13 protein-coding genes are annotated in these 11,433 nt (G+C 40.0%); 12 read left to right on the plus strand and 1 reads right to left on the minus strand.

What is annotated here, in order from left to right:
• The first annotated feature begins 264 nt into the window (after positions 1-264).
• The 12 genes from DW677_RS08580 (at position 265) to DW677_RS08650 (ending at position 11,254) form a co-directional block, all read left to right on the plus strand.
• Positions 265-2,067, plus strand: a complete 1,803-nt coding sequence (locus DW677_RS08580) for an HAD-IIIC family phosphatase (protein ID WP_117566936.1) — start codon at positions 265-267, stop codon at positions 2,065-2,067.
• The gene (locus DW677_RS08585; protein ID WP_117566937.1) at positions 2,067-2,912 is read left to right on the plus strand and encodes an aldo/keto reductase; all 846 of its coding nucleotides are present in this window, start codon (positions 2,067-2,069) and stop codon (positions 2,910-2,912) included. The genes DW677_RS08580 and DW677_RS08585 overlap by 1 nt, the downstream gene beginning before the upstream one ends.
• Positions 2,905-3,738 (plus strand): transketolase, encoded by an 834-nt coding sequence (locus DW677_RS08590; protein WP_117566939.1) that lies wholly within the window; start codon positions 2,905-2,907, stop codon positions 3,736-3,738. The genes DW677_RS08585 and DW677_RS08590 overlap by 8 nt, the downstream gene beginning before the upstream one ends.
• A gap of 3 nt (positions 3,739-3,741) precedes the next feature.
• The gene (locus DW677_RS08595; RefSeq protein ID WP_117566941.1) at positions 3,742-4,662 is read left to right on the plus strand and encodes a transketolase C-terminal domain-containing protein; all 921 of its coding nucleotides are present in this window, start codon (positions 3,742-3,744) and stop codon (positions 4,660-4,662) included.
• Positions 4,659-5,087 (plus strand): MaoC/PaaZ C-terminal domain-containing protein, encoded by a 429-nt coding sequence (locus tag DW677_RS08600; RefSeq protein WP_117566943.1) that lies wholly within the window; start codon positions 4,659-4,661, stop codon positions 5,085-5,087. The genes DW677_RS08595 and DW677_RS08600 overlap by 4 nt, the downstream gene beginning before the upstream one ends.
• A gap of 24 nt (positions 5,088-5,111) precedes the next feature.
• Positions 5,112-5,354, plus strand: coding sequence for an acyl carrier protein (locus tag DW677_RS08605; protein ID WP_117566944.1), 243 nt, complete (start codon positions 5,112-5,114; stop codon positions 5,352-5,354).
• Position 5,355: 1 nt separating this feature from the next.
• Positions 5,356-6,915, plus strand: a complete 1,560-nt coding sequence (locus tag DW677_RS08610; protein WP_117566946.1) for an MBOAT family O-acyltransferase — start codon at positions 5,356-5,358, stop codon at positions 6,913-6,915.
• A 13-nt stretch (positions 6,916-6,928) separates the two neighbouring features.
• Positions 6,929-8,449, plus strand: coding sequence for a hypothetical protein (locus DW677_RS08615; RefSeq protein ID WP_147324944.1), 1,521 nt, complete (start codon positions 6,929-6,931; stop codon positions 8,447-8,449).
• On the plus strand, positions 8,449-9,141 hold the full coding sequence (locus DW677_RS08620; RefSeq protein ID WP_117566950.1) for a thioesterase domain-containing protein: 693 nt from the start codon (positions 8,449-8,451) through the stop codon (positions 9,139-9,141). Before DW677_RS08615 ends, DW677_RS08620 begins: the two co-directional genes overlap by 1 nt.
• A gap of 474 nt (positions 9,142-9,615) precedes the next feature.
• On the plus strand, positions 9,616-9,852 hold the full coding sequence (locus tag DW677_RS08630; protein WP_117566953.1) for a hypothetical protein: 237 nt from the start codon (positions 9,616-9,618) through the stop codon (positions 9,850-9,852).
• On the plus strand, positions 9,846-10,205 hold the full coding sequence (gene tnpB / locus DW677_RS08635) for an IS66 family insertion sequence element accessory protein TnpB (RefSeq protein ID WP_117566954.1): 360 nt from the start codon (positions 9,846-9,848) through the stop codon (positions 10,203-10,205). The genes DW677_RS08630 and tnpB overlap by 7 nt, the downstream gene beginning before the upstream one ends.
• 617 nt (positions 10,206-10,822) lie before the next feature.
• Positions 10,823-11,254, plus strand: a complete 432-nt coding sequence (locus tag DW677_RS08650; RefSeq protein ID WP_147324946.1) for an IS66 family transposase zinc-finger binding domain-containing protein — start codon at positions 10,823-10,825, stop codon at positions 11,252-11,254.
• On the opposite strand, the gene DW677_RS18730 is transcribed toward DW677_RS08650, so the two are convergent.
• Positions 11,251-11,433, minus strand: a 183-nt coding sequence (locus tag DW677_RS18730; RefSeq protein WP_242992138.1) for an integrase core domain-containing protein, incomplete at its 5' end; no start/stop codon positions are given. The genes DW677_RS08650 and DW677_RS18730 overlap by 4 nt on opposite strands.

An 11,433-nucleotide genomic window follows, 5' to 3' on the forward strand; every position in this document is an offset into this window, starting at 1 on the left:
ATAATTCATTCAGTTGGGTTGATATGGAGTAAACGCACTATAGTAAGTACCTGTTTTTCTGATTCATTTTCTGCAATAATAGTCTCATACAATACAGAATTAAAAAAGTTGAGCACTTAACTTTTTTGACCGACTATGGAGGTCAGAATTGTCAAGGTACTCCGGTCACTGAAAGGTGACCGGGAATTTTTATATCAGCGGCTAAAATTTAAACGCTTACATTAAAAATTAATGAATGCAAAATGAGGGAAGGATACATTGAGGATGAAAGAGTTAAGTTATTCATTTGACGCTGAATATATTATTAAGAAAAAGAAATCCTTAAAAAGGCAGTTATTGGCTGACGTGAATCGAAATTTTGTAGAAAAGCGGATTGCCATTTTAGGGGGAGAAACAACAGAGAATATTAAACTCACTCTGGAACTGTTTCTTTTAAATTATGGAATTAAGCCCTATTTTTATGAGTCTGAATATAATCAGTATTATGAGGATGGTATGTTCCCGAATCAGGAATTGGAAGAGTTTAAGCCGGATATTATTTATATTTGCACATGTGTTAGAAATATTATAGATTTTCCTGTGCTGTCTGATCAGAAAGAGGTAGTCGAGCAAAAGAAACAGGCTGTTGTTGATAAGTTCTATGGCTTATGGGATTCTGTAGCAGAGCGATATCATTGCCCGATTGTTCAGAATAATTTTGAATATCCATTTTTCAGGTTAATGGGAAATAAAGATGCAAGTGATTATCATGGAAGAGTGAATTTTGTGACGATGCTTAATTGCGCTTTTTATGAGTATGCACAGAAACATGATAATTTCTATATTTGTGATGTAAACTATATTTCTGCTTCTTACGGACTGGATAAATGGTCGGAGCCTTATTATTGGCACATGTATAAGTACGCAGTAGCAGTGCCGGCAATTCCATATTTGGCATTTAATGTAGCCAATATTATTAAATCTATTTATGGAAAAAACAAAAAGGCATTCAATCTTGATTTGGATAATACGCTGTGGGGCGGAATTGTTGGAGATGATGGAGCGGATAATATTGAAATCGGTCAGGAGACATCTCTTGCACAGACGTATAGTGAATTTCAAGAATATATTAAACTGCATAAACAGTTAGGAATACTGCTGACTGTCAATTCAAAAAATGATGAAGCGAATGCGGTGAGTGGTTTTGAACGTCCGGATAGTGTGTTGAAGAAAGATGATTTTGTGGTTTTTAAGGCGAACTGGAATCCTAAGAGCATCAATATTACGGAAACAGCTCAGGAGCTTACTCTGCTTCCGGAAAGTTTTGTTTTTGTAGATGACAATCCTGCTGAGCGTGCGATTGTAGAAGATCAGGTGCCCGGAGTGGCAGTGCCGGTCATGGATGGCGTAGAGCATTATATACAGATACTGGATAAGTCTGGATTTTTTGAGGTTACAGCTTTGTCACAGGATGATCTGAAGCGAAATGAAATGTATCAGGAAAATGCAAAAAGAAGCAAACTGCAGTCTTCTTTTGTAAATTATGAAGATTATTTGAAATCGCTTGAGATGAAGGGTGAAATTCAAAGTTTTGTGCCGATGTATATGTCACGAATAGCACAGTTGACGAATAAAAGTAACCAGTTTAATCTCACTACGAAACGTTATAGCCAGAGTGATATTGAGAATGTAGCTGCCGATCCAGATCGCATTACATTATATGGTAAATTAGGCGATAAGTTTGGTGATAACGGAGTTGTAAGTATTGTGATTGGCCGAATAGATGGTGATCATCGTGATGAACTGCATATGGAATTATGGCTTATGAGCTGCAGGGTCCTGAAGCGCGATATGGAGTTCGCGATGATGGATGAACTGGTGGAAAAGGCAAAAGCAGCGGGTATTAAAAAGTTAGTAGGTTACTATTATCCGACTGCAAAAAATGCGATGGTAAAAGAATTTTATGCGTTGCAGGGATTTAAAAAAATTACAGAAGATGAAGCGGGAAACACGGTTTGGGAATTTATGATTGATGATTCCTATAAGAAAAAACAGCATGTCATAGCTGTAAACGAACGGAAAGAATAATGGAATATGTAAAATTAAGGAATGGGGTAGAGATGCCTCGGATTGGCCTTGGCACCTGGCAGATCACAGATCGGGTTCAAATGGCTGAAATAGTGGAAAGTGCTTATCAGTCGGGCTATCGTTTGATTGATACAGCGGCTGCTTATAGCAATGAAATTGCGTTGGCAAAGGCATTGGCGGCAGCAGAAATAAAGAGAACGGAAATGTTTTTGTCTGATAAGGTTTGGAATACAAGCAGAGGTGCTGCGGCGGTTCAGGAGGCTTGCAGGAAATCCCTGAAAAAATTGAAGACAGAGTATCTTGATTTGTATCTGATTCATTGGCCGGCTTCTATGAAATTATATCCGGACTGGGCAGAAGTCAATGCAGATACCTGGCGGGGGATGGAGCAGTTATATAAGGACGGTCTTGTTCGGGCAATTGGAGTATGCAATTTTAAAGAGCATCATCTTACGGCACTGGAAAAAACGGCAGAGATTATACCGATGGTAAATCAGTTGGAACTGCATCCAGGATTGAATCAGTCTGAAATACTAGATTACTGTAAGATAAGAAACATTCAGGTAGAGGCAAGCAGTCCGCTTGGCAATGGTCAGATATTAAGCAATGAAAAATTAGTTGAAATTGCGAACAGAAAAGAAAAAACACCAGCACAGATCTGCCTTAGATGGGAGTTGCAGAAGGGAATCGTTGCTATTCCTAAAACCACCGCAAAAGACAGACTGGTTCAAAATATCGAGGTGTTTGATTTTACATTGGATGAAGATGAAATGAAGGAAATTGATGCAATTCCATATTGTGGTGGGATAGGCATCGATCCGGACGAGGTATTTGATTTTGGCTAATACAAAACTAGAGACAGAGGAACTGCAGGCATTAAGAAAGAAGATATTTATTACAGGCTATAAGGGTGGAATGGCGCATCTGGCATCCTGTTATTCCTGCCTTGAGATGCTTTATGCGTTGTATTTAAAGGATATTCTCAGGTATGACCTGAGTAATCCAAAGTGGAAAGACAGAGATCGGTTTATTCTAAGCAAAGGACATGCGGGGTTAGCTTTATACGGAGTAATGCAGAAAGCAGGAATGATCTCGGAGAAGATGTATGATTCTTATCTGACGGAAAATTCACTTATAGGCGGCGAACCGTGTATGAGAGACAGCGACTGGGTTGAAGCAACAACAGGATCATTAGGACATGGGCTTTCTATGGGATTAGGAATCGCACTGGCATTAAAAATGGATCATAGTCCGGCAAAGGTTTATGTAATGCTTGGCGATGGGGAGCTGGAAGAAGGGGTTGTGTGGGAAGCAATTATGACAGCACCCGCCCTGGGAGCAGATAATCTTATAGCCATTTTGGATTGCAACAGAATTCAGAAGATGGATTTTGTGGAAAAAACGATAGGTAATCCGCGGTGGGCAGAAAAATGGGCAAGCTTTGGATGGGAAGTCCTGGAGACAGATGGTCATGATATGGAAGCTTTTAAGAATGCGATACTTCAGAAGACAGAGGAAAAGAAGCCAAGAGTAATCATTGCCAACACGGTAAAGGGAAAAGGTGTTTCTGTCATGGAGAATAACCCCAACTGGCATTTTAAACTTCCAGGACGAAAAGATCTTAAGGTGTTTAAAGCAGAACTGGGAATATCGGATAGTGAATTGGAGTAAGCGATGAATAGTGCATATATTGGAAAACTGATGGAATTAGCCGAGAAAGATCATGACGTGATTCATATGCTTGCAGATAGTGGAACCGGATATGATGAGATGTTTCGTCGTAATTTTCCAGATCAGATATATAATTTTGGCATAGGCGAGGAAAACATGGTCGCTGCAGCAGCTGGAATGGCATCAGCGGGGAAAAAGCCGTTTGTATTTACAGCTGGTGCATTCCTGGCGTATCGTTCTATGGAATTCATAAGAGACGATATCTGTTTTCAAAATTTGAATGTAAAGATAGTGGGAATGGGAAGTGGGCTGGCATGGAGCTCACTGGGACCGACCCATCATACAACAGAAGACATTTCTGTGCTTAGGGCAATTCCAAATCTGCTGATTCTTTCACCGGCTACGCCAAGACAGGTGGTAGCCTGCGTACAGGCTGCATATGAGCATAATGGGCCGGTGTATATCCGAATTGGCATGAATCACGAAGCAGAATACTTTTCAGAGGATTATACATATCATGCAGGGCAAAATGACCTTATCAGAGATGGAAGAGATCTGGCAGTATTTGTGACAGGAAGCATACTGGATGAGGTGGTGCAAGCGTGTGATCTGCTTGGGCAGGATGGTATTTCTGCAAAAATTATAAATATCGTTGGCGTAAAACCATTTGATACGCAGGATATTATAGAAGCGGCCAGGACAATCAGTAAAATAGCTGTGGTGGAAGAGCATAATATTTATGGCGGTCTTGGAAGTATCATTGCGGAAACTGTGGCTTATAACGGGCTTCACGCAAAAGTATATCCCATTGGGTTAAATGACGCGTTTGCGGAAGGATATGGAACCCAGCAAATGGTGCGGAAGGTAAATGCGCTTGATGCAGTAAGCATTTACAGACGATTGAAGGAGGCTGTGGCGCTATGAACGAATATACCCTTGCGGAAATAGAAGTTGGCATGAAAGCTGTTTTTCATAAAACCATTACAAAAAAAATGGAAGATGCATTCAGGGTGATATCTGGAGATGAAAATCCGTTGCATAAGGATGATACATTTGCTTTGGAGATAAGCAATGGAAAGTTTCAGGGACATGCAGCGTTTGGAATGCTTACTGCGTCACTATATTCAACCGTTGCCGGAATGTATTTGCCGGGAAAATACAGTTTGATTCATAGTTTTGAAGAATTATCCTTTACGAAACCAGTATTTGTGGGAGATGATTTAACTGTAGAAGCCGAAGTGACAGATAAAGAAATAGCACTAAAGCTGATTCGTTTAAAGGTTACAATAAAGAATCAGGATAATAAGCCCGTGTCTAAGGCAAAAATGAAAGTCTTAGTTATGAAATAAATATTTATCAGGAGGAAATGAAATATGACAAGAGAAGAAGTTTATGAAAGATTAAATGGGGTATTCAGAGAGGTTTTAGATGATGATTCCATCGAGCTGCACGATGAGACGGTTGCGGATGATGTTGATGGCTGGGATTCTTTTGAGCATATCAATCTGATTGTTGGTGTAGAAGAAGAATTCGGATTTAAGATTCCTATGGGCAAAGTGGTTACAATGAAGAATGTTGGCGAAATGGTAGACATCATTCTGGAGTTAGGGAAGTAGTATGTCTATCACATCGTTTTATTTTTTAGCGCTGGTAACGGTTGGTGTATTGGTATATTACGTAGTACCTAAAAGCATTCAGTGGATGATATTACTGGTTCTCAGCGCAGTGTTCTATTATTTTGCAGCAACACCATGTACAATAGGCTATCTTGTGGTTTCCACAATGATAGCTTATTTGTCTACAATGTGGATTCAGAAAAAAAGGGATGCATTAGGAAGAGAAGCAAAGGGGTTATTGGTTGTTACATTTGTGGCATTGGCAGTCAATATAGCAATCTGGTTTTTTGTAAAGGGACGTGGATTGTGGGTGCCGTTTGCATTGAGACTGACGGCATGGCGTGATGTTTCTGTGCTGGATTCGCTGGTTAACTGGAAAATAGCGGCATCTCTTGGAATGGGATATTATACATTGCAGGTTATGGGGTATATTATTGACTGCTATTGGGAGAATATTACACCACAGAAGAATCCGCTTAAGCTGTTCCTTTTTGTATGTTATTTCCCACAGCTGACAACGGGCCCAATTAGCAGGTACACACAGTTAAATACACTTTATAGTCCCCACAGGTTTGAATACCGGAATCTTGCGTTTGGCTCACAGCGGATTCTTTGGGGATTTATGAAAAAAATTGTGCTGGCAGAAAGAGTAGGAATGATCGTTTCTGCCATTAATGCAGATCCTGGTACATATACCGGATTTTATTCCTGGATTGCAATCTTATTATATCCATTGCAGATGTATGCTGATTTTTCCGGTTGCATGGATATTGTTCTGGGAGTGTCAGAATTATTTGGGATTCCGCTGGCGGAAAACTTTAACAATCCATTCTTTTCGAGATCCTCGCAGGAGTTTTGGCAGAGATGGCATATTACGCTTGGCACATGGGCAAAGGACTATGTGCTGTACCCGTTGTTAAAATCAAAGTCAATGGTTAATTTTGGAAAGGTGGCAAGAAAAAAGTATGGCAAAAAAACAGGGAAATTTTTAGTTAATCTCGTTGGGATGTTTATGCTTTGGATGATTATGGGAATCTGGCATGGTGGTTGGCGGTATATCATCGGTGTCAGCCTGTGGTACTGGGTAATTCTCATGCTTGGAGATTTATGTGCTCCATGGTTTCAACAGATTACCGAGAAGCTTCACATGAAAACAGAGTGTTTTGCCTGGCATTTCTTTCAATCTGCCAGAACCTATGTAATTTATGCAGTTGGTGCAACTTTTTTCAGTGTGGGTGTTACAGGCGGTATTAACAGATTGAAAGATGCTGCAAAAGTTTTATTAAAAAGAGGCTATGCGAATCCCTGGATATTTTTTGATCAAAGTATTTTGAAGACAGGGATTACCTGGCAGGATATAAATTTGATTATTTTCGTGACAGGAATGATGCTGATTGTAGCAGTTTTACGCGAAAAATATGGTTATGCACGGAATTGGATTCAGAATCAGTGTGTGTTATTTCGCTGGTTTATCTGGCTCGCTATGTTTGTGTTAGTGTTAATATATGGAAAGTATGGACCCGGGTATGATGCGTCGATGTTCATATATCAGGGATTTTAGATGGTGTATGTAAATGAAAAAAATTGATAGGCAAAGAGTTATAAGTTTTTTGGGGTTTTGCATATTTGTAGGTATAATAGTTCAGGTATTCTTTGGCGTTACATATTTATTTCGAAATACTGATGATGACCGTAGACATATTGCAGGATTAAGACAGGAAAAAGTAGATATGGTGTATGTAGGCGGCAGTGCAGCTTTTGTATATTGGCAGCCGCTTAAGGCATGGAATGAATGTGGCTATACTTCTTATAACTATGCAACGAATTCGATACCAGCAGAAAGCATAAAAGCATATATAGAGGAGGCACGAAAACTTCAGAATCCAGAACTTTTTGTCGTGGGAATAAGAGCGTTTCAGTATTATTCGGATGAGCCTGCAGAGCAGGGTGTGCGTAATGGAACAGATTCCATGGATATGACATCACTTTCACGGTATAAGATTTTGAATGAATATTTCAGAAATCGTGAAATTCCAGAAGATACAGATGTATTATCCTATTATCTGGATATTGCGAAGTATCATACAAATGTTGGAAATCTGGGATCAAGTAAAGCCTGGAAATTGATTGACAATGATGAAAATGTTGTAAATAAAGGCTGGGAATGGGTCGATAAGTATGGATATCTGGAACAGCCGGAGAATTTCAATACAGATGAACGGGCGGAATTGCCAGAAAACGATATAAGACTTTTAAAAGAGCTGCTTACATATTGTAGAACAGAAAAACTGAACGTACTGTTTGTGGTTTGTCCATATTGGATTACGAAAGAACATCAGGCAAAATATAATACAATGGCAGACATGATTCAAAGCTATGGATTTCAGTATTTAAATGCGAATGAGTATTATGACGAGATGAATTTGGACTTTTCTACGGATTTTTACAACAAGAATCATGTTAATCTGTTTGGAGCCAAAAAATATACAGAATTCCTGGAAAAGTACATTTCACAAAATTATAATCTGGAAAATCATAAGGGAGATCCGGCATATGCTTCATGGGATGAAGCATATCAGGAATTTCAGAAACAGGAAGAACAGCATGCTCAGACGGTATTAGATTTGAAAGCAGATGTTGAGAAGAGCAGCGAAATTCAGAAACAGATGAAAGAGGCGAAGTCATTAGCCGAATGGCAAAAACTTGTAAGTGATAATCGCTTTACTCTGATTGTGGCTGGTACACAGGAAATACAATGGCCGGAAAATGTTGCAGATCAGCGAGTATTGTCAGACTGGGGATTGACTTCGGATAGCGGCAGATATATACGAGTGATAAAGGGCGGAGAGATCAAATATACAAACGCAAAGGATGAAGCATTGACTGCGGAGGGTGTATTGGGAATATGGGATGATACCAGTTACCATGTTTCGGTTGAAAATGAGTTTCCGGTTATTACACTAAATGATCAACAGATGTTAACCGATAAAACAAAAATAAATGTAATTATTTTTGAAAATAATTATCGGAAGATGATTGGAAGCCTGACTTTAACTGTGAATGAAGATGGAAAGGTGGAAATTTCCTACAACTAATGAAGAAATTAATCTGTTTTCCATGTGCGGGCGGCAATGCCAAAAGTTTTGCAAAACTTATTAGAGGGATTCATTGCTTTGCAATATGTGCAGAATATAGTGGCCACTGGTCCAGGTACGAGGAGCCACTATATTATTCTATGGAAGATTGTATACAATATCAGATGCAGGAACTCCGGGAGAAGATAACTCTACAAGATGAGATATTTCTTCTGGGACATAGTATGGGTGCACTCATAGCATTTGAATTAGGGAAAAATCTACTCAATGCAGGTTATAATGTCAAGGGACTGTATTTACTGGCCTGTATGCCGCCAGATGAGATCAATGATACAGATTTTAACTTTGAGGATGATGAAGAAATTAAACTTTTCCTGAAACGAATCAATCAGATGCCGGAGTCTGTTTTGAATAGTGATTTTTTCAGAGAAAACTTGTTGCCATCTATTCGAAATGATCTCAGAATATTGAAAAATTTTATTGGAGCTTATTCGAGCCGAGAAGCAATAGATTGTAATATAGTGTGTATGTGTGCTGTGCAGGATCCATTAGCAAATGAAATGTGTGGATGGCAAAGGTATTCCCAAAAGAAAATAAAAGAATACTATTATCCGGGAAATCATTTTTTCTTTCATGAGAAAGAGAATACTGAGAAAATTGTAGAACTGATAAATTTAGAGATATCAGATTAAGACTAATTGGAGTGTAAAAGGAACGTAAAGGTCAAATCCTTCTCCCCACGCCAAATGAGCGGCGCTGTATTTGGCGTGGGGAGAAGGATTTGACCTTTACTTTCATCCCATCCGGTCTCCCAAAACTGCAGAGTGACTGCATTCTTTTTGAAACCATTCATCATATTTTGTAAGCGCTGAATAACCCACCGTCTTTCCATTCCAGCTAATTCATGCGACAATCATTCTAATCCAAGTGAGTTAAGACATTGGACAAGTTTGGTTCAAAGTGAAGTGTTGCTTGTCCAGTATACTCATAGTACACAACAAAGGAGTTGGACAAGAATGGTTCAAAGACATCCCAAACGTTCTGACCAGGAATGGATGGAACTGATTCAAGAATGCCGCACAAGTGGTCTTACTGATAAGGCCTGGTGTGAGCGGAATCACATTCAGCGCAGCAGTCTTTATTATCATATCCGGAGATTTCGAAACATGGCTTGCGAAATCCCAGAGAATCCCGTATCTTCCTGTCAGGAACAGCATGAAGTTGTAGCAGTTGATTTTTCGGTTCCTGCGGAAAGTGAAATAACAGAACAGCCCCGCAATGAGACAGCTGCATACGCACCGGCAATCCGCGTAATCTATTCTGGATTTTCCGTGGAGATTCAAAATACGGCAGCAAGTGAAACCATTCGAAATACCATCACTGCGCTGCGGCAGTTATGTTAGGCGAGCTGTCCGGTGTAGCTAAGATTTTCATCATCACCGGACGAACCGACATGCGCAAAAGTTTTGATGGTTTAATGGCTATTATACGAGATACCTATCAGTTGGATCCTTATGCAAATGCACTGTATCTGTTTTGTGGCAGGGATAGCCGGAAATTAAAAGCACTCCATTACGACAAGGATGGCTTTGTGCTCTATCAGAAACGACTTGATGAAAATGGTCGTTTTCAATGGCCGCGCAATGCTTCGGAAGCCAGATTATTAACACGTCAGGAATTCCGGTGGCTTATGGAAGGTCTTGCAATTGACCAGCCAAAAGCGATCCGGTCATCCAAAGAGAAAAAAGATTTCTGATTTTGTATAAATAGCTGAAAATGAAAATCTTTTCTTTGGTTTTTATCCCGCTTTTTTCATGCTATCCACAAGCTTTCGTGGATAGAGGAACTTATTCGTGCAGTTCAAAACTTATAGATCCCAGACTGTGGATAAGTAGCTGATAATCAAGAAAAAAGCTTTGGTTTTCATGCGATTTCAGCAAGATTTGCTTCCGTCAAAATGACGATACTGTTTTCAGACCGGTTTGTCAGCATCACTGCTTTCCTGTATAATGGAAGTATCATGAAAGGAAGGCAGTGCTCATGGTAAAAGAAGATCAGATCAAGCTGATGCAGACCATTATTGATCAGCAGGAAAAACGGATTTAGGAAAAAGATGCTGTCATCGCAGATCTTCGTAAGCTTGTCGATGAACTGCAATCGTTAAAAGCAAATCTGGAAGAAACCTTAAAGGAATTTCAGCGACAGTTCTTTGGCGTTCGAAGTGAAAAAACAAAAGCTCCAGATAAGAAACAGGAACAGCAGAATGCAACTGCAGAACCAGCAAAAACGGTAGAAGTAAAAAGCCATACGCGACAAAGAAAACCCAAGGCTACGCGTAAAGAACTTTATGCCAGCCTTCCGGTTCGCGAAATCGTGATTCCATTAACGGAGGAAGAACGTCGCTGCCCGTACTGCAATGCAGAAATGACAACCATTGGCTATACCGATGTCCGCGAAGAACTGCGTATAACACCTGCAAAGGTAGAACGTATTCTTTATAAACAGGAGGTTGCGGTATGTCCGGAATGCAGGAAAGATGGCGATGGTACGCTTGTAAAAGCCACTACGCCAACCGCTTTGTTCCCACATAGCCCTGCATCTGCTTCGATTGTAGCGTATGTGATGTACCACAAAACATTTGTCGGTACTCCGTATTACCGTCAGGAATCAGGAATGTTCCAGTTGGGAGTAAAACTTCCCCGGGAGACCATGGCCAACTATAGTGGTTCAGTTGTCAAGACAAAAATTCAAGCATTTTATAATGAACCGATATCTGTAGCTGAATTAGGGAGGTGCCCCCGTTAAGCAGCATGATCAATCAGCAGTGCCGGATAATAATATGATGCGGGTGTCTGATTGTTGATCGCTGAATGACAGCGCTCAAAGTTGTAGGTATGTACATAGCTTTTGATAGCCGCTCGTGCTTCCCGGATATTGGCATACTGCGTAAGATAGCCTTCCTCATATTTGAAGCTACGAAACCA

It is taken from the genome of Clostridium sp. AM25-23AC, from assembly GCF_003435125.1.
Taxonomy (GTDB): Bacteria; Bacillota; Clostridia; order Lachnospirales; family Lachnospiraceae; genus Pilosibacter; species Pilosibacter fragilis.